The sequence below is a fragment of the Amycolatopsis sp. NPDC104819 genome, assembly GCF_055583145.1.
Map to the genome: position 1 here is coordinate 304146 of NZ_JBVJON010000010.1, position 17202 is coordinate 321347.

Genomic DNA, 17202 nt, shown 5'->3' on the forward strand with positions numbered 1-17202 from the left:
CGCGAACTTAGGTGAACCTAACAAACAGATGGTGAGGATGCACTCCTGTACCATCGGTTAGCCTTACCTAAAATGAGTACCAGTCGGAGGTGCGGTGCGAACAGACCCCGGAGGGATCGCTCTCACGCGACGCCCGCCACACACGGGCCGCGCGCTCGGTCTGCTGGCCGCCTTCGGCGTGCTCGTTTTCCTGTGCCTGCTGAGTGTCTGGCTGGGGTCGAAGGAGATCTCGTTCGACGCGGTCTGGCAGGTGCTGTGGCACAACGACGGCTCCGCGGACGCCGTGATCATCCACAGTGTCCGCCTGCCGCGCACGCTGCTCGCGGTGCTCGTGGGCGCCGGGCTCGGGCTCGCCGGCTGCGTGATGCAGGCGCTGACCCGCAACCCGCTGGCCGACCCCGGGCTGCTCGGCGTCAGCGCCGGGGCCGCGTTCGCCATCGTGTTCTCGATCACCGTGCTCGGCATCAGCTCCGCCTACGGCTACATCTGGTTCGCCTTCGCCGGCGCGCTCGCCGCGACCACCGTCGTCTACTTCCTGGGCACCCGCGGCCGGGCCGGGTCGAGCCCGGTCAAGCTGGCGCTGGCCGGGGCCGCCGTCACGGCGTTGCTCGCCTCCTTCACCAGCGCGATGGTGCTGTCGGACCCGGTGGCGCTCAACCGCTACCGCTTCTGGTCGGCCGGCTCGCTCGCCGGGGTGGACAGCGGCGCGCTGCTGCAGGTCCTGCCGTTTCTCGTTGTCGGTGTGGTGCTGGCGATCGCGAGCGGGCCCGCGCTGAACAGCCTCGCGCTCGGGGACGACGTCGCCGTCGCGCTCGGCCGGAAGCTCGGCCCGCTGCGGCTGCGCGGCGCACTGGCGATCACCCTGCTCACCGGCGCGGCCGTCGCCGTCGCCGGGCCGATCGTGTTCCTCGGGCTGATCGTCCCGCACGCGGTGCGGTTCGTCATCGGGCCGGACCACCGCTGGCTGCTGCCCTACACCGCGGTGCTCGCGCCGTGCCTGCTGCTGGCCGCCGACATCCTCGGCCGGATCCTGGCGCGCCCCAGCGAGATCCGGGCCGGGGTGATCGTCGCGTTCCTCGGCGCGCCGTTCTTCATCTACCTGGTCCGCCGGCGCAAGCTCGCGGAGGCGTGAGATGACCCAGCTCCACGTGCGGCGCGACCGGGTCACCTTCCGCCTCGCGAAACCGCCGGTGTCGGCCCGCGTCCGGCCGCGGCTGCTCCTCGTCTGCCTCGTCCTCGCGGTGCTGACGTTCGTCCTGTTCTGCGTCGGCATGACGATCGGCGACGTCCCGATGAGCGTGTCCGACGTCCTTTCGGGCCTCTTCGGCGGCAGCGACAGCGGGAACGGCTACATCGTCCAGGAGCTGCGGCTGCCCCGGGCGCTCACCGGGCTGCTGGCCGGGATCGCGTTCGGCGCGTCCGGCGCGGTGTTCCAGACGATCACCCGCAACCCGCTGGCCAGCCCGGACATGATCGGCATCAACGCGGGCGCGGCCACCGCCGTGGTCGCCGGGATCTCGTTCGGCTTCGGCGGCGGCCTCGGCACGACGACGCTCGGTCTCCTCGGCGGCCTGGTCACCGCGCTGCTGGTGTACGCGCTCGCGTGGCGGCGCGGGACCACCGGTTACCGGATCCTTTTGGTGGGCATCGGCATCTTCGCGATGTGCACCAGCCTGACCGACTACCTGCTCAGCAAGGCCCAGATCACCGAGGCGCAGGCGTCGATCGGGTGGATGGTCGGCAACCTCGCCAACCGCGGCTGGGAGCACGTCGTGCCGCTGTTCGCCGCGCTGTGCGTGCTGCTTCCGCTGGTGCTGGCGCTCTCGCGGTGGATGAGCACGCTGTCGCTCGGTGACGAGGTCGCGGCCGGGCTCGGCACGCCGGTGCAGCCGGTGCGGCTCGGTCTGCTGCTGGCGGGCGCGGGGCTGGTCGCGTTCGCGACCGCGTCGGCGGGCCCGATCTCGTTCGTCGCGCTGACCGCGCCCCAGATCGCGCAACGGCTCGCGCGGCTGGCCGCCCCGCCGATCACGGCGTCCGCGCTCACCGGCGCGGTCGTGGTGCTGGGCAGCGACATCCTCGCGCGTGAGATCACGGCGTCCGCGCTGCCGGTCGGCATCGTCACCGGTGTGCTGGGCGCCCCGCTCCTGCTCTGGCTGCTGGCCAGGGCCAACCGATCCGGTTCCGGAGGCTGAGAAGATGACATCGGACGCACCCTCGCTGCGCGTCGAGGGGCTACGGGTCGCCTACGACGACCGGGTGGTCATCGACGGCCTCGACCTCGACCTCCCGCCGGGGGAGATCACCGCGATCATCGGCGCCAACGCGTGCGGGAAGTCGACGCTGCTGCGCACGATCGCCCGGCTGCTCACGCCGAAGTCGGGCGGGGTGTACCTGGACGGCCGCTCGATCCACGACCTGCCGACGCGCCAGGTCGCCCAACGGCTCGGGATCCTCCCGCAGTCACCGGTGGCGCCGGAAGGCATGACGGTCGCCGACCTGGTCGGCCGCGGCCGCGCCCCGCACCAGAGCTGGTGGCGGCAGTGGTCGACGTCCGACGAAGGCGCGGTGCAGGCGGCGCTGGAGGCGACGGAGATGACCGACCTCGCCGACCGCCCGGTCGACGAGCTTTCCGGCGGCCAGCGCCAGCGCGCGTGGATCGCGATGGCGGTCGCGCAGGGCACCCCGGTGCTCCTGCTGGACGAGCCGACGACCTACCTCGACCTGGCGCACCAGATCGACGTCCTCGACCTGGTCGTCGACCTCAACCGCGCCGAGGGCCGCACGGTCGTGATGGTGCTGCACGACCTCCCGCAGGCCTGCCGCTACGCCGACCACGTGATCGCGATGAAGGCCGGCCGTGTCGTGGCTTCGGGCAAGCCGGTCGAGGTGATCACCGAGGAGCTGGTGGACGAGGTCTTCGACGTCCGCTGCCAGGTGACCCCGGACCCGATCAGCGGGACGCCGATGGTGATCCCGATCAGCCGTCACCACCCGGCGCCCGCCCGGACCTGAAAGCCGTGAAGGCCTTCCCACCGGTGTGGTGAGAAGGCCTTCACGGTGTTTCGACGTCAGCGGGCGCTGACCGCGTACTCCCCTTCGGGCGCGCGCACCACTCGTCGGTCCACAATGGACTGCAGGATCTCCCCCACCCGCACCGCGGTGTTCGACAGCAGTGACGACGTGATGCCGTGCGTGTGCTCGGTGCCGCCCTGCAGGTAGATCCCGCCGGCCAGAGCCGGTTCCGTCGTCAGCCGGTAGTCCCGCTCGACGCGCAGGCGGCCGGACTCGTCGCGCGCGCAGCGGGGGCCGAGCTCGCCGAGCAGCGGGGTCGGGTCCGCGGGGCGGTAGCCGGTCGCGTAGACGACCGCGTCGGCCTCCAGCGCCGTGCGCTCGCCCGTCGTCAGAGACTCGACCGTCGCCGTCACCGCGGTCCCGGTGTCGGTCACCTCGACCGGGCGGGAGACGTTGAACAACCGCAGCCGCTCCACCCCCAGCACCTTCTCGCGGTAGACGCGGCGGTAGAGCTCGTCGATCAGGTCGACGTCGACGGCCGAGTAGTTGGTCGCGCCGTGGTAGCGCATCAGGCGGTCCTTCACCGGCTCGCCCGCGGCGTAGAACTGGTCGACGGCCTCCGGGTCGAAGATCCGGTTGGCGAACGAGCTGTCGTCGGCCGGGCTGTAGCCGTAGCGCGCGAACACCGCGCACACCTCGGCGCGCGGGAACTCGTCGTGCAGCAGCGCCGCGACCTCCGCCGCGCTCTGGCCGGCGCCGACCACGACGAACCGGCGCGGGTCGGTGCCGCGCATCGCCTCGACGCGGAACAGCAGCTCGCTGTTGTGCCAGACCCGCGCGCCCGCGGTGACACCCTCGGGCAGCTGCGGCCGCAGGCCGGTGCCCATCACGAGGTTCCGGGCCCGCAGCGACGAGCCGTCGGAGGCCTCGACGTCGAAGTACGCGACCTCCCCGCCGTCGTACACCGGCGTCACGGAGACGACTTCGGTGCCGTAGGAGACGACGTCGTCGACCTTCGCCGCGGCCCACTCGAAGTAGTCGTGGAACTCGACCCGCAGCGGGAAGAGGTTCTTGTGGTTGATGAAGTCGACCAGCCGCCCGACCGAGTGCAGGTAGTTGAGGAAGCTGAACTCACTGGTCGGGTTGCGCATGGTGACGAGGTCCTTGAGGAACGACACCTGCATCGTGGCGGTGGTGATCAACATCCCGCGGTGCCAGCCGAACCGGGGTTGCCGCTCCAGGAAGTGCGCGGTCACCGGCCGGTCCGAACCGGCGTTGTGCTCGGCGAGCGCGATCGCGAGTGCGAGGTTCGACGGCCCGAACCCCACCCCGACGACGTCGTAGATCGGGACCTGTTCGCCGGCCTCTGCAGTCATGTTGCTCCCTAGCGCGTTCCGGTACCGTTCAGGGAACCCTAACCTAACTTAGGCGAGCCTCGCCTAGTACGTTCGTGGTGATGTTCGTCCCCCGATCACGAAAGGGCACTCTCGAATGCGCGTGGCGATGTTCGGCTACCAGACCTGGGGGCACCGGACCCTGCAGGCGCTCATCGACGCCGGTCACGAGGTCGCCCTCGTGATCACGCACCCGAAGAGCGACCACGCCTACGAGCGGATCTGGGCCGACTCGGTCGCCGACCTCGCCGAGGCCCACGGCATCCGCGTCCTGCTGCGCACCCGCCCGGACGACGCCGAGCTGCTGGCCGAGCTGAAGGCGGCCGAGCTCGACCTGATCGTGGCGAACAACTGGCGCACCTGGCTGCCGCCGGAGATCTTCGAGCTGCCGCGCCACGGCACCCTCAACATCCACGACTCGCTGCTGCCGTCCTACGCGGGGTTCTCCCCGCTGATCTGGGCGATGATCAACGGCGAGCCCGAGGTCGGCGTCACCGCCCACATGATGGACGGCGAGCTCGACGCCGGCGACATCGTGCTGCAGCGCGCGATCCCGGTCGGGCCGACGGACACCACAACCGACCTCTTCCACCGCACCGTCGACCTGATCGCGCCGATCACGGCCGAGGCCATCCAGCTCATCGAGACCGGCTACACGCCCGTGCCGCAGGACCGGACGAAGGCGAGCTTCTTCCACAAGCGCGCCCGGCGCGACAGCCTGATCGACTGGACGGCGCCGCCCGCCGAGATCGAGCGGTTCGTGCGCGCGCTGTCCGACCCGTACCCGAACGCGTTCGCCTACCACCGCGGCGAGGAGCTGCGCATCCTCGAGGCGTCGGTGTCCGAAGGCCACTACGGCGGCACACCCGGCCGCATCTTCATCAAGGAGGGTGACGGCGTGGTGATCGTCGCCGGCCCGGACGCCCGCCGCGGCCGGTCCCCCGGCCTGCGCGTCGAGCGGGTCCGGACCGCGGACGGCGCCGAGCTGGCCGCGCACGACTACTTCAAGACCATGGGCGGGTACCTCACCGACCGTCCCTGACCGGTCAGCGGGACATCCGCTTGGCGGCCCGGCGCCGCCGCAGCAGGATGTCCCGCATGGCCGGGATCCGCTACCTCGAGGACCACCGAACCTGGGTGCTCACCGGGGAGTCGAGCACGTATGCGTTGCGGCTCAACGAAGACGACGTCCCGACCCACGTGTACTGGGGCCCGGCGCTGCAGGAGCAAGGTCAGCGGGTAGGAGATCTCGGCTCGGATGACGTCGGCGATCCGCCCGAAATGCGCCACAAGAATTACAGCGTCAGCCGATGCGGGCTCAGGTGAGGATCTTGACCATGGTGTCGGAGTCCGCGGAACCGGCGCCGACGATTTCGTAGCCTTCGGCGAGATACAGCCGTTGGGCGAAGTTCTTCCGTTCGACGCTGAGCCCGATCCGCCCGATTCCCGCTTCGACGGCGCGGGCTTCGAGGGCGCGCAGCAATGCCCGCCCGACCCCGCGGCCCCGCCACGCCGAGGCGACGCCGATCGTCAGCTCCGGGACGTCGGCCGCGACGAAGCCGTATCCCGGTTCCTCGGCCGGAAAGAAGCGCAGCCAGGCCGCGCCGACGCGTTCACCGTCCACCTCGGCGACCACGCCCAAGTCGTCTTCGCGCGGCCAGCCCGCGATGTAGTGCGCGGTGTTCGGCGCCGCCAGCACGCGGCGCCGGCTCTTCTTCTTCCACTCCGGCGACCAGTTCACGGCCGCCACGAGCATGTCGGCGAGGAAGTCGCCGTCTTCGCGAGCCGCCTCGCGCACGATCACAGCTCGCGGACCTTGCCGCCGTCCACCTCGAGCCGGCGGGTGACGTGCACCGCGTCGAGCATCCGGCGGTCGTGCGTCACCAGCAGGAGCGTGCCCGGGTACTTGTCCAGCGCCGCCTCGAGCTGCTCGATCGCCGGCAGGTCGAGGTGGTTGGTCGGCTCGTCCAGCACCAGCAGGTTGACCCCGCGCGCCTGCAGCAGCGCGAGCGCCGCGCGGGTGCGCTCCCCCGGCGAGAGCGTCGCCGCGGACCGCAGCACGTGCGCGGCCTTGAGCCCGAACTTCGCCAGCAGCGTCCGGACGTCGGCGTCGGGCAGCTCCGGCACTTCGCGGGCGAACGCGTCCGCGAGCGGGACGTCGCCGAGGAACAGCTTCCGGGCCTGGTCGACCTCGCCGACCACCACGCCGGGCCCGAGCGCGGCATGACCTTCGTCGAGGGCGATCCGGCCGAGCATCGCGGCCAGGAGCGTCGACTTGCCGGAGCCGTTCGCGCCGGTGATGGCGACCTTGTCCGCCCAGTCGACCTGCAGGTCGACCGGCCCGAGCGTGAACCCGCCGCGGCGGACGACCGCGCCGCGCAGGGTCGCGACCACCGCGCCCGCCCGCGGGGCCGCGGCGATCTCCATCCGCAGCTCCCACTCCTTGCGCGGCTCCTCGACGACGTCCAGCCGCTCGATCATGCGCTCGGTCTGACGCGCCTTCGAAGCCTGCTTCTCGGTGGCCTCGGTGCGGAACTTGCGGCCGACCTTGTCGTTGTCGGGCTGCTTCCGGCGGGCGTTCTTGACGCCCTTCTCCATCCACGACCGCTGCATCCGCCCGCGCGCCTCGAGCGCGGACTTCGTCCCGGCGTACTCCTCGTACTCCTCGCGCGCGTGCCGCCGCGCGACCTCGCGTTCCTCGAGGTAGGCCTCGTACCCGCCGCCGTAGACGTTCACCTGCTGCTGCGCGAGGTCCAGCTCGACGACGCGGTCGACGGTCCGGGCGAGGAACTCGCGGTCGTGGCTGACCAGGACGGTCGCCGAACGTAGCCCGGACACGAACCGCTCCAGCCGGGCCAGGCCGTCCAGGTCGAGGTCGTTGGTCGGCTCGTCGAGCAGGAAGACGTCGTAGCGGCTCAGCAGCAGCGATGCGAGCCCGGCGCGCGCGGCCTGGCCGCCCGAGAGCGACGTCATCGGCTGGTCGAGGTCGACGGCGAGCCCGAGGTCGGCGGCCACTTCGGCGGCCCGGTCGTCGAGGTCGGCGCCGCCGAGGGCGAGCCACCGGTCGAGCGCGGCGGCGTACCGGTCGTCCGCGCCGGCTTCGCCCGCGGTGAGGGCTTCGGTCTCGTGGTCGAGCTCCGCCTGGGCCGCCGACACGCCGGTGCGGCGCGCCAGGAACCCCCGTACGGACTCGCCTTCACGCCGCTCGGGCTCCTGCGGCAGGTGCCCGACGGTGGCGGTCGGCGGGTTCAGCCGGATCTCGCCGCCGTCGGGTTTCGCGAGCCCGGCCAGCGTCCGCAGCAGCGTCGACTTGCCGGCGCCGTTGACCCCGACCAGGCCGACGACGTCGCCCGGCGCGACCACGAGATCGAGGCCGGAGAAGAGGATGCGGTCACCGTGGCCCGCGGCCAGGTCCTTCGCGACGAGAGTTGCGCTCATGAGGTAGCCGAGTCTACGGGCACGTGGTGAACTGTCAGATCAAGGTCAAAGCCACCGACGGTGTGTGTCCGGTGGCGCTTTGATCACTGAGTGTGGGTAACCTGTTCGGTTGTCGATACCCCCCGTGCAGTGAGGTTGGTGAACACAGATGGGCGAATCCGCTCCCCCGGTCACCCTCGGCCGCAGGCCGAAACCGAGGGAAGGCCGCCCGTCCGCGCCCCGGCCGCAGGTCAGCCGCCGGCGCGAGGTCAGCCACGCCAGCGCCCGGTCGCTGCTGATGACCGTGCTCGGCGAGTACGCGCTGCCGCGCGACACCCCGGTCTGGACGTCGATGCTGGTCGAGGTGCTCGGCATGCTCGACATCGAGGAGAAGTCGGCACGGCAGGCTCTGGCCCGGTCCGCGGCCGAGGGCTGGGTGGTCTCCGAGCGCGTCGGCCGCCGGGTGCGCTGGTCGCTCACCCCGCCCGGCCGCCGGCTGCTGACCGAGGGCGCCGACCGGATCTACGCGTTCGGCCGGGAGGAACGCCGCTGGGACGGCCACTGGCTGATGCTCATCGTCTCGGTGCCCGAGGCCAAGCGTGACCTGCGTCACCGCCTGCGCACCCGGCTGACCTGGGCAGGCTTCGGCTCGCCGGTGGCCGGGGTGTGGGTCAGCCCGGACCGCAGCCGCCAGCGGGAGGCCCAGCAGATCGTCAACGAGCTCGGCCTCGACGCCCAGGCGATGTCGTTCACCGCGGCGTACGGCGAGATCGGCGAGCAGGAGTCCATGGTCGCCCGGTCGTGGGACCTGACCGAGCTGAAGGACCGCTACGAGGACTTCATCGACCGGTTCACCGGCCTGCACCCGACCGGCGGCCGCGCGGTGCTGCGGGCGCAGACCGAGCTGGTGCACGAGTGGCGGCGGTTCCCGTTCCTCGACCCGCAGCTGCCCGCCGAGCTCCTGCCGGCGAAGTGGAGCGGGACGAAAGCGGCGGAGCTGTTCCATCACAAACACGTCGACTGGCGCCCCGAGGCCCAGCAGTATTGGGACGACATCGTCGAAGCCGAAGAAGCAGGGTGAACATGACTCAGCAGGTCCGCCTCGATCGTGACGGCGGGCTCGCCGTCCTGACCGTCGACGCCCCGCCGTTGAACCTGTACACGGCTTCACTGCAGACCTCGCTGGCGTCGGCGATCAGCTCCCTCGAAGAAGCCCCCGCGCGGGCGCTGCTGATCCGCGCCGAGGGCAAGATCGTCAGCGGTGGCGTGGACGTCTCGCTGTTCGACGCCCAGGGCTCGCCCGCCGAGGCGAAGGTGCTGTTCGACGAGATGCTGGCGGTGCCCGACCGGATCGCCGCGCTGCCCTTCCCGACCGTGTTCGCCGCGCATGGCCTCTGCCTGACCTGGGCTTTCGAGGTCGCCGTGGCCTGTGACCTCATCCTCGCCGCTTCGCGGGCGAAGTTCGGGCTGGTCGAGAAGGTCGTCGGCCTGACCCCGACCATGGGCGGCACCCAGCGGCTCGCCGCGCGGGCGGGCGTCGGCCGGGCGAAGGAGTTCGTGATGACCGGCGACACCTACGACGCCGCGACGCTCGAGCGCTGGAACGTCGTCAACCGCGTCCTGCCGGACGAGGGTTTCGACGACGCCGCCCGGGCGTTCGCCGCGCGGCTGGCGTCCGGTCCGACCCAGGCCCACGCGGCGACCAAGCGCGTCCTCGACCACTTCTCCGCCGGCGGGGTGCCCGAAGCCAACGCGCACATCACTTCCATCGCCGCGTCGCTGTTCGAGACCGAGGACCTTCGCAACGCCGTGAAGTCGTTCCTCGCCGACGGACCGGGGAAAGCGACCTTCACCGGACGGTGAAACCTCCGTTCGGACAACGGCTTCGGCCGTTCGGGCGCGCACCCGTTTCGTCTTGATCGATGTGGTCTAGACCGGTTATCCGGTGCGGGTTACATTCGGACGTGGTCTAGACCACAGTCCGTCAGCTTCGTGCCGCTTGGAGAACCGCCATGAGACGCACTCCCGCACGACTACGCTCCGCGCTCGCCGCCGTACTGATCGCGGTCGGCGGCGTGGCCGCGTTCGCGCCACCCGCCGCCGCAGCCGGTTCGCTGACCGCCACCCTGGCGATGAGCGGCACCACCGGCACCTACACCGTCGCCAACACCGGAACCGCGTCGGTGAGCAACTGGGCGATCACCTTCACCCTGCCCGCCGGCGTGACCGCCGGCACCGGCGAAAACGGCACGGTGACCCAGAACGGCACCCAGGTCACGCTCACCCCGGCGTACTACATCGCGACCCTCGCGCCGGGCCGCACCACCTACCCGTACAGCCCGACCTTCCGCCTCAGCGCCGCGGCGACACCGGCGCAGTGCCGCGTCGACAACGCCAACTGCGACGGTTCACCGGACACACCGCCGAGCGCGCCGGCGAACCTGCGCCTGGTCGCGAAGACGACCAAGGCCGTCTCGCTGGCCTGGAACACTTCGGCCGCCGGATCGCTGCCGGTCACCGGCTACGACGTCTACCAGGGGACTTCCCTGGCCGCGTCGGTGACCGGGACCAGCGCGACGATCAGCGGGCTGACGCCGGGCACCGCGTACTCGTTCACAGTGAAGGCCAAGGACTCGAAGGGGACGACGTCCCCGGCGAGCGCGGCACTGGCCGTGACGACGAACAACCCGGCCGACGACACTTCGCCGCCGTCCGCGCCCGGTTCGCTGCGCTCGACCGCCGCCGACGCGACCTCGGTGTCGCTCACGTGGGCCGCGTCGACCGACAACACCGGTGTCGTCAGCTACGACGTCTACCGCGGTTCCACTTTGGCCACGACGGTGACCACGACGTCCGCGGTCGTGACCGGACTGGCACCGTCCACTTCGTACACTTTCACGGTGCGAGCCCGGGACGGCTACGACAACGTGTCCGCGCCGAGCAACGCCGTCACCGCGAAGACCGGCGACATCGTCGCGGGGTACGCGAAGGTCGGGTACTTCGTGCAGTGGGGCATCTACGGGCGCCAGTACTTCGTGAAGAACCTCGAAACGACCGGCGCGGCGGCGAAGCTGACGCACCTGCTGTACGCGTTCGAGAACATCGACCCGGTGAACCTGACGTGCCTTTCCGGCGTCACGAAGGGCACCACGGCGAACCCGCAGGACCCGAGCCAGGGTGACGGCGCGGGTGACGCCGAAGCGGACTACTCGCGGCCGTTCGCGGCGGCGCAGTCCGTCGACGGCGTGGCCGACACGGGCTGGGAGTCGTTGCGCGGCAACTTCAACCAGCTGAAGAAGCTCAAGGTGAAGCACCCCAATCTGAAGGTGCTCGTGTCCCTCGGCGGCTGGACGTACTCGAAGTACTTCTCCGACGTCGCGGCCACGGACGCGTCGCGCAAGAAGTTCGTCTCCTCGTGCATCGACACGTGGATCAAGGGCAACATCGCGTCCTACGGCGGCGCCGGCGGCCCGGGCACCGCGGCCGGGATCTTCGACGGCATCGACATCGACTGGGAGTGGCCCGGCAGCGCCGACGGCCACCCCGGCAACCACTGGAGCCCGAACGACAAGAACAACCTGACGGCGCTGATGGCCGAGTTCCGCACGCAGCTCGACGCGTACGGCGCGACCACCGGCAAGCGCTACCAGCTGCAGGCCTTCACCCCGGCGGACCCCGCGAAGGTCACCGCCGGGTGGGATCTGTCGAAGATCTTCAGGTACCTGGACGTCGCGAACGTGCAGGGGTACGACTTCCACGGCTCGGGCAGCGACAACTCGTGGGAGCCGAACCGCACCGGCCACCAGGGCAACCTGTACGCCGACGCGGACGACCCGTACAACTTCCACTTCAGCGCGGAAGCCGCGATCAACGCGTACACGAACGCAGGCGTCGATCCACGGCGGCTGACGCTCGGGCTGGCGTTCTACGGCCGGGGCTGGCAGGGCGTCGCCGACGGCGGGAAGCACGGCGAATGGCAGTCCGCGACCGGCGCGGCGCCGGGGCAGTTCGCCGAGGAGGCGGGCACGCGGGGTTATGCGAACCTCCTCGCGAGCGTGCCCGCGTGCACGGTCTACCACGACACGGCGGCGGTGGCGACGTCGTGCTTCACCGGCAACGGCGGCCAGTGGTGGACCTACGACGACGCGTGGTCGATCGGGTTGAAGACCACGTGGCTGAAGCAGCGCGGGCTGCTCGGCGTCATGGCGTGGGAGATGTCGGGTGACAACGGGACGTTGATGAACGCGGTCAGCGCGGGTCTCGGCTAGCGGTCACCGGATTCAGCCCGCTGAACGGAAAACGCCTTCCGTTCAGCGGGCTGAACATTTCCCGGGTCTTTTATTCAGAACCCGAAGAAAGGGCTTCCCGAGCCTTGACGGGCGGTGGTCTGGACCATGAAACTACAGACGCAGCCGCGCGCTGGTGACCCAGACACCGTCGTCTCGAGGAGAGCCATGTCCGCATCCCGCGTGAGAAAAGTCTTCACGCTCGCCGCCCTCGTCCCGCTCGCCCTGGGCTTGATCGCCACGCCGGCGCCCGCCGCGCCGGCGACGTTCACCCACCCGGGCGTGCTGGTCAGCCGTCCGCAGCTGGACTTCGTGAAGGCGCAGGTGAACGCCGGCGCCCAGCCGTGGAAAAGCGCTTACGACCAGGCCAAAGCGAGCACGTACGCATCGCTTTCGCGCACCGCGAAACCCCGTTCCGTCGTGGAATGCGGCCCGTATTCGGACCCGAACTACGGCTGCACGGACGAGCGCGAGGACGCGATCGCGGCGTACACCGACGCCTTGATCTGGTACATCTCCGGCGACGCGAGGTACGCGCAGAAGGCGATCGCGCTGATGGACGCGTGGTCGGCGACGATCACCAACCACACCAACAGCAACGCGCCCCTGCAGACAGGATGGGCGGGCTCGTCCTGGCCCCGCGCGGCGGAGATCATCAAGTACACGTACACGAGCTGGCCGAACTCGGGCCGCTTCGGCACGATGCTGCGTAACGTGTATTTGAACAAAATCATCAACGGCAGCAACAGCAACGGCAACTGGGAACTGTCCATGATGGAGGCCGCGGTAGGCATCTCGGTGTTCCTGGAGGACAAGACGAACTACGACAAGGCGGTAACCCGATACCGCAACCGCGTGGCGGCGTACATCTACCTGTCCTCGGACGGCGCGCTCCCGAAGACGGTCCCCGGCAGCGGTCTGTCCACCCGGGACCAGATCGTCGGCTACTGGCAGGGCCAGGGAACATTCGTGGACGGCCTGACCCAGGAAACATGCCGCGACTTCGTCCACACGGGTTACGGAATAGCGGCGATCGCGGACGTGGCCGAGACGCTCCGCATCCAGGGCCAGGACGTGTACGGCACGGACGTGGGCGAGCGCCTGCGCCAGGCCCTGGGGTTCCAGTCGAAGTACGAGCTGGGCACGGCGGTGCCGTCGTGGCTGTGCAAGGGCAGCGTGAAGAAGGGTCTGGGCCCGGTGACGGAGGTGGGGTTCAACGCCCTCCACGGCCGCCTGGGCATCGCGATGGCCAACACACAGACACTGACGGAGTCCCGCCGCCCGGCCGGCACGAACGCCCTGTTCGTGGCGTGGCAGACGCTGACCCACGCGAACAACCCAGCGTGACCTCGTCCCTCGCCCGCCCTGCCCGCGGCTCCGGCTTCCGCCAGGTTTCCGCAGGTCAGGCGGGCGGGGGACCCTGGTTACAAGGTCCTTTCGGAGGCGCGCTAGAGTACTCGTACGCACTGAGAAGTGCGGGTCCGGGCTGTGGCGCAGTTTGGTAGCGCACTTGACTGGGGGTCAAGGGGTCGCAGGTTCGAATCCTGTCAGCCCGACCGGATCAGCCACGTTCACTTAGGTGGGCGTGGCTTTTTTCATGTCTGAGACAACTTCGGACACTAAATGCCTCGTCCAATGCAAGATAGTGCGACATCGGCACAGGGCATTCAGGTCGGAGGCGGCCGTGACCGCGAGGACTCGGCGACCGACGAGCCCGCATGTGCGGCGACCACAGGATCTCGGGCACACCGCGCCGTGCACGTAACAGCTCCCCCACCTCCTGCGACCGTGCGGATACAAGGTCGCGAAGGAGATCCCTATGGCGGACAGCCTGATCGAACTCGGCATGATCACCCCACGGGAGATGAACAGCCCCGAGCTGATCCCGGTGGTCAGCCGGATTCTGCAAGCCGACAACACCGATGAAGCCGACCTTCAGCTCAAGCTTGAGACGCTCCTGGCCATCTACAAACTCAAGCGGATGCTGCTCACGGTTCTCGTCCTCATCCCCATCCTCGTCACCATCGCAACGATCGTGATCGTCGTCGTCTCGAACGGGCGCTGAGCGAGTCAGCGAAAGCGAAGCGGCCCGGCACCCCCGACCGCTAAGGTGGCCCGAGCCTGTGAAGAGGGGGAGCTGTGACCGACCAGGAAGGCGCCGACTGGATTCCGCCTGGAGCTGACATCTCCAGGCCCAGTGCCGCGCGTATCTACGACTACCTGCTCGGCGGAGCCCACAACCTCGCCGCGGACCGGGCCGTCGCGCAACAACTCGAGGCCATCCAACCCCAAGTCGCCACCGTGGCCCGGCGCAACCGGGCCTTCCTCCGGCGGGTCGTGCGGTTTCTGCTCGACCAAGGCATCCGGCAGTTCCTCGACCTCGGCTCCGGCATCCCCACCGTCGGCAACGTGCACGAAGTCGCGCAGGAAGTCGACCCCGCCTCCACGGTCGTCTACGTCGACCATGAACCCGTTGCCGTCGCGCACAGTCTCATGTTGCTCAAGGGCAACTCCCGCGCCGCCGCGTTGGAAGCCGATGCCACCGATCCCGAGGCCATCCTGGCGTCCGAGCCCGTCAAGGAACTCCTCGACCTCGGGAAACCCGTCGGACTGCTGGCCATCACCCTCGGGCACTACCTGCCGCCCGAGCCGGACATCCATGCCGTCTTCCGTGCTTACCGGGACGCGCTCGCGCCCGGGAGCTACCTTGCCCTCACGCACCTCACCAACGACTTCGCCGTGCTGCGGGATCCGCGGGTTGCCGAGACCATGAAGTCGACGCAGGACCACATCTACCCGCGGACGCGCGCCGAAGTTCTCAGTCTCTTCGACGGCTTCGAGCTCGTCGAGCCCGGGTTGACCACCTCGGCGAACTGGCGGCCCGACCGGCTGGCCGCCGTTGTCGACCCCGAAGAAGACGGCCTTTACGCCGGCGTTGGCCTCAAGCCGTAGAGCCGAAACGCTCCCACGCCGACTGGCGGGTCATCCCCAGCGCCTCGCCGATCTGTGCCCACGTGCCGCCCAGGGAACGGGCCTTGCCCACCCATGCGGCCAGGTTCCGCTGCACCTGCGCGCTCGCCGCCGCTACCGGGCGCAGGTTGGCCAGGACCTGCTCCAGTGACAGGTCGTGCTCCCACGGCGCGATGTGCGGAGCCGATGCCGGCTTGCCCGCTATCACCGACACGCACAGCTGCACGCAGCCGTCGCAGATCAGCACTCCCGGGCCGCTCACCAGCGTCTCGACCTCGGTGCTGGGCTTTCCGCAGAACGAACAGTGCGCAATCACAGCCACGTCGGCCTCCCTTGTCAGGGTGGACCTTACATCCGTAAGGGTGACCCTGACAAGGACAGGAACGCCGACGTCCAGCCGGCGAGCTCGGTCAGCCGGGCCGTCAGCTCCTCGATCTCGGCCCAGCGGCGGTGCTCGCGCTCCAGGTCCGGGACCAGGAAGTCCTCCACCAGCAACAAGAGCGTCGCGATCTCGTAGGCGACGTCGGCGAGCTGCAGGAACGGCCGGTACTCGGCTTCGGCGCCCGTCCCGTTCCGCGCGGCCCAGTCCCGGGCGCCGTGCCCGGCCGTGCGGCACACCGCCACGACCGTGCGCCGGAGGTCGCCGCGGCGGGAGTCCGGTGCGCCTTCGGCCAGCGGGGCGACGTTCCAGGCCACCGACAGCAGGCAGCACCCCGCGTCGTCCATCGAGTTGTTCATCACGGACGTACTCTGCGGACCCGCGGGCACAGTCCCGCCGTTCCGACTCGCGGGGTCACGCCATCGTGTGAAGAACCGGCCCCGATCGAGGAGTCAGCTCCGGGTGAGCATCGGCAGGGAAACGAAGTCCGCGAGCGCCTGCTGGCCGGCGGCGTTGGCGTGGATGCCGTCACCGTTGTCGTACGCGGCCAGGATGCTGTTGGGCTTCAGCGGATCCTTCAGCACCTCGTCGAAGTCCACGACACCCGAGCACAACCCGCCGCACGTGTTCCACTTCTGGACGAACAGCGCGATCTCGTGCCGGTCCAGGTTGTTCCGGTCGCTGTACCCCGGCCGGGGCGTGCTCGGCGTGACGTAGACGCTGATGCCCGCGGCCCGCAGCCGCCGGAAGACCTCGCGGTAGCTGTCGAGGATCGTCGTGGCGTCACAGCCGAACGCGAGGTCGTTGGTGCCGTAGTAGTAGAGCACCGACCGGACGCCGTGCAGCGCCAGCACGTCCCGGTCGAGACGGCTGAGCGCGTCCAGCCCGGTGATCGACGGCGGCGAGCCGGGACAGCTCTTCGCGCTCGTGGTGCCCGAGACACCTGCGTTCGCGACGGCGAGCGGGGCCGACGCCGCGACGATCCGCCGTGCCAGGTCGTCGGTCCAGCGCCGGTCCGCGCCGAGCCGGGTGCAGCCCGGGCCGCAGTTCGTGCTGCCGATGCCGTCGACGACCGAGCTGCCGAACGGGACGACCGTGCCCGTCAGCGCGAGGTTGTGCACGTCGACCGCGCTCACCACGTACGTCGAGCCCACCGTCGAAGTGAAGGCTCCGCCGGAGACGTCGGCGGTGTGGTCACCCGATCCCGGCGGGGTGAGGTAGTTGTCCCGCAGCGCCGCGCCGTGCCGGCCGGGTGTGGCCGTGCCCGGCACGAACATGCTCACCGCGAGGTTCGTGTCCGGGCGCGTGACCAGCCGGGTTTCGTCGCTCCAGACCTCGCCGCCGGCGGGGATCGTGACGGCGCGCCCGCCCGCGAAGGTCAGATCACGCGCTTCCGCGACCGCGGCGCCGTCCGTGGTGACGCCCGCGGTGGTGTGCCCGATGGTCAGCGGCCCGGCGCCGAACGTGTTCTGGAGCCGGACGCGCACCGCGTCCCCGCCCTGGCTCAGGTGGGTGATCATCCGCAGCGACCGGCCGGACACCGGCGCGTCGGCCCGGCCGTCCTGCGACTGGGCCCACGAGGTGAACCAGGCGGGCCGCGCCCCCGCCGCGCCCGGCGCGGAGACGACGACGGCCGCGGCTACGGAAACCGCGGCCAGCAAGGCGATCCTGCGCACGGCGCCTCCCTGGTCCACAAAGGACATCCGGGGTGACACCGGCGTCACCGCTCCTGACCGATCGTAGG

At 70.2% G+C, this 17202-nt stretch carries 17 protein-coding genes and 1 tRNA gene; 12 read left to right on the plus strand and 6 right to left on the minus strand.

Going from position 1 to position 17202, the window contains the following annotated elements; translation table 11 throughout:
* The first annotated feature begins 94 nt into the window (after window positions 1–94).
* Genes ACZ63E_RS31420 through ACZ63E_RS31430 form a run of 3 tightly spaced genes read left to right on the plus strand, consistent with a single transcriptional unit; the run spans window position 95 to window position 3012 of the window.
* Window positions 95–1132, plus strand: a complete 1038-nt coding sequence (locus tag ACZ63E_RS31420; protein WP_465339759.1) for a FecCD family ABC transporter permease — start codon at window positions 95–97, stop codon at window positions 1130–1132.
* A gap of 1 nt (window position 1133) precedes the next feature.
* Complete coding sequence (locus ACZ63E_RS31425) at window positions 1134–2192, plus strand: FecCD family ABC transporter permease (RefSeq protein ID WP_465339760.1); 1059 nt, start codon at window positions 1134–1136, stop codon at window positions 2190–2192.
* A 4-nt stretch (window positions 2193–2196) separates the two neighbouring features.
* Entirely contained in the window at window positions 2197–3012 is an 816-nt protein-coding gene (locus ACZ63E_RS31430) for an ABC transporter ATP-binding protein (RefSeq protein WP_465339762.1), read from the plus strand.
* A 56-nt stretch (window positions 3013–3068) separates the two neighbouring features.
* Here the strand turns inward: ACZ63E_RS31430 and ACZ63E_RS31435 are convergent, their stop codons facing one another.
* Entirely contained in the window at window positions 3069–4388 is a 1320-nt protein-coding gene (locus ACZ63E_RS31435; protein ID WP_465339764.1) for a lysine N(6)-hydroxylase/L-ornithine N(5)-oxygenase family protein, read from the minus strand.
* A 115-nt stretch (window positions 4389–4503) separates the two neighbouring features.
* On the opposite strand from ACZ63E_RS31435, the gene ACZ63E_RS31440 reads away from it, so the two are divergent.
* The gene (locus ACZ63E_RS31440) at window positions 4504–5448 is read left to right on the plus strand and encodes a methionyl-tRNA formyltransferase (protein ID WP_465339765.1); all 945 of its coding nucleotides are present in this window, start codon (window positions 4504–4506) and stop codon (window positions 5446–5448) included.
* A gap of 56 nt (window positions 5449–5504) precedes the next feature.
* On the plus strand, window positions 5505–5732 hold the full coding sequence (locus ACZ63E_RS31445; RefSeq protein WP_465339766.1) for a hypothetical protein: 228 nt from the start codon (window positions 5505–5507) through the stop codon (window positions 5730–5732).
* Here ACZ63E_RS31445 and ACZ63E_RS31450 read toward each other — a convergent pair.
* Window positions 5725–6210 carry a GNAT family N-acetyltransferase gene (locus ACZ63E_RS31450; protein ID WP_465339767.1) on the minus strand — a complete coding sequence of 162 codons (486 nt, stop codon included), beginning with the start codon at window positions 6208–6210 and terminating at the stop codon, window positions 5725–5727. The two genes, ACZ63E_RS31445 and ACZ63E_RS31450, sit on opposite strands and share 8 nt — an antisense overlap.
* On the minus strand, window positions 6207–7844 hold the full coding sequence (locus tag ACZ63E_RS31455) for an ABC-F family ATP-binding cassette domain-containing protein (RefSeq protein ID WP_465339768.1): 1638 nt from the start codon (window positions 7842–7844) through the stop codon (window positions 6207–6209). The genes ACZ63E_RS31450 and ACZ63E_RS31455 overlap by 4 nt, the downstream gene beginning before the upstream one ends.
* 148 nt (window positions 7845–7992) lie before the next feature.
* Here ACZ63E_RS31455 and ACZ63E_RS31460 point away from each other — a divergent pair, with 148 nt between their 5' ends.
* The 7 genes from ACZ63E_RS31460 to ACZ63E_RS31490 all read left to right on the plus strand — a co-directional run bounded on the left by ACZ63E_RS31460 (window position 7993) and on the right by ACZ63E_RS31490 (window position 15061).
* Window positions 7993–8904, plus strand: a complete 912-nt coding sequence (locus tag ACZ63E_RS31460) for a PaaX family transcriptional regulator (protein WP_465339769.1) — start codon at window positions 7993–7995, stop codon at window positions 8902–8904.
* Between the two features lie 2 nt (window positions 8905–8906).
* Complete coding sequence (locus tag ACZ63E_RS31465; RefSeq protein WP_465339770.1) at window positions 8907–9686, plus strand: enoyl-CoA hydratase/isomerase family protein; 780 nt, start codon at window positions 8907–8909, stop codon at window positions 9684–9686.
* Window positions 9687–9835: 149 nt separating this feature from the next.
* Window positions 9836–12091 carry a glycosyl hydrolase family 18 protein gene (locus tag ACZ63E_RS31470; RefSeq protein WP_465339771.1) on the plus strand — a complete coding sequence of 752 codons (2256 nt, stop codon included), beginning with the start codon at window positions 9836–9838 and terminating at the stop codon, window positions 12089–12091.
* 186 nt (window positions 12092–12277) lie between these two features.
* The gene (locus ACZ63E_RS31475) at window positions 12278–13456 is read left to right on the plus strand and encodes an alginate lyase family protein (protein ID WP_465339772.1); all 1179 of its coding nucleotides are present in this window, start codon (window positions 12278–12280) and stop codon (window positions 13454–13456) included.
* Window positions 13457–13591: 135 nt separating this feature from the next.
* Window positions 13592–13665, plus strand: a tRNA-Pro gene (locus ACZ63E_RS31480).
* A 263-nt stretch (window positions 13666–13928) separates the two neighbouring features.
* The gene (locus ACZ63E_RS31485) at window positions 13929–14174 is read left to right on the plus strand and encodes a hypothetical protein (protein WP_465339773.1); all 246 of its coding nucleotides are present in this window, start codon (window positions 13929–13931) and stop codon (window positions 14172–14174) included.
* A 74-nt stretch (window positions 14175–14248) separates the two neighbouring features.
* Window positions 14249–15061: an SAM-dependent methyltransferase gene (locus ACZ63E_RS31490; protein ID WP_465339774.1), complete on the plus strand. Its 813-nt coding sequence runs from the start codon at window positions 14249–14251 to the stop codon at window positions 15059–15061.
* On the opposite strand, the gene ACZ63E_RS31495 is transcribed toward ACZ63E_RS31490, so the two are convergent.
* The 3 genes from ACZ63E_RS31495 to ACZ63E_RS31505 all read right to left on the minus strand — a co-directional run bounded on the left by ACZ63E_RS31495 (window position 15051) and on the right by ACZ63E_RS31505 (window position 17134).
* Complete coding sequence (locus ACZ63E_RS31495; RefSeq protein ID WP_465339832.1) at window positions 15051–15395, minus strand: ClpX C4-type zinc finger protein; 345 nt, start codon at window positions 15393–15395, stop codon at window positions 15051–15053. The two genes, ACZ63E_RS31490 and ACZ63E_RS31495, sit on opposite strands and share 11 nt — an antisense overlap.
* A 32-nt stretch (window positions 15396–15427) precedes the next feature.
* Window positions 15428–15817, minus strand: a complete 390-nt coding sequence (locus ACZ63E_RS31500) for a hypothetical protein (protein WP_465305649.1) — start codon at window positions 15815–15817, stop codon at window positions 15428–15430.
* Between the two features lie 93 nt (window positions 15818–15910).
* Complete coding sequence (locus ACZ63E_RS31505; RefSeq protein WP_465339775.1) at window positions 15911–17134, minus strand: GDSL-type esterase/lipase family protein; 1224 nt, start codon at window positions 17132–17134, stop codon at window positions 15911–15913.
* Window positions 17135–17202: the final 68 nt, after the last annotated feature.

Excerpts from the sequence above, each read along its gene's own strand:
- ACZ63E_RS31475 (WP_465339772.1), top strand. The coding sequence starts at position 12,278 with ATGTCCGCATCCCGCGTGAGAAAAGTCTTCACGCTCGCCGCCCTCGTC.
- ACZ63E_RS31460 (WP_465339769.1), top strand. The coding sequence starts at position 7,993 with ATGGGCGAATCCGCTCCCCCGGTCACCCTCGGCCGCAGGCCGAAACCG.
- ACZ63E_RS31470 (WP_465339771.1), top strand. The coding sequence starts at position 9,836 with ATGAGACGCACTCCCGCACGACTACGCTCCGCGCTCGCCGCCGTACTG.
- ACZ63E_RS31455 (WP_465339768.1), bottom strand. The coding sequence starts at position 7,844 with ATGAGCGCAACTCTCGTCGCGAAGGACCTGGCCGCGGGCCACGGTGAC.
- ACZ63E_RS31445 (WP_465339766.1), top strand. The coding sequence starts at position 5,505 with ATGGCCGGGATCCGCTACCTCGAGGACCACCGAACCTGGGTGCTCACC.
- ACZ63E_RS31440 (WP_465339765.1), top strand. The coding sequence starts at position 4,504 with ATGCGCGTGGCGATGTTCGGCTACCAGACCTGGGGGCACCGGACCCTG.
- ACZ63E_RS31485 (WP_465339773.1), top strand. The coding sequence starts at position 13,929 with ATGGCGGACAGCCTGATCGAACTCGGCATGATCACCCCACGGGAGATG.
- ACZ63E_RS31430 (WP_465339762.1), top strand. The coding sequence starts at position 2,197 with ATGACATCGGACGCACCCTCGCTGCGCGTCGAGGGGCTACGGGTCGCC.
- ACZ63E_RS31500 (WP_465305649.1), bottom strand. The coding sequence starts at position 15,817 with ATGAACAACTCGATGGACGACGCGGGGTGCTGCCTGCTGTCGGTGGCC.
- ACZ63E_RS31425 (WP_465339760.1), top strand. The coding sequence starts at position 1,134 with ATGACCCAGCTCCACGTGCGGCGCGACCGGGTCACCTTCCGCCTCGCG.
- ACZ63E_RS31465 (WP_465339770.1), top strand. The coding sequence starts at position 8,907 with ATGACTCAGCAGGTCCGCCTCGATCGTGACGGCGGGCTCGCCGTCCTG.
- ACZ63E_RS31435 (WP_465339764.1), bottom strand. The coding sequence starts at position 4,388 with ATGACTGCAGAGGCCGGCGAACAGGTCCCGATCTACGACGTCGTCGGG.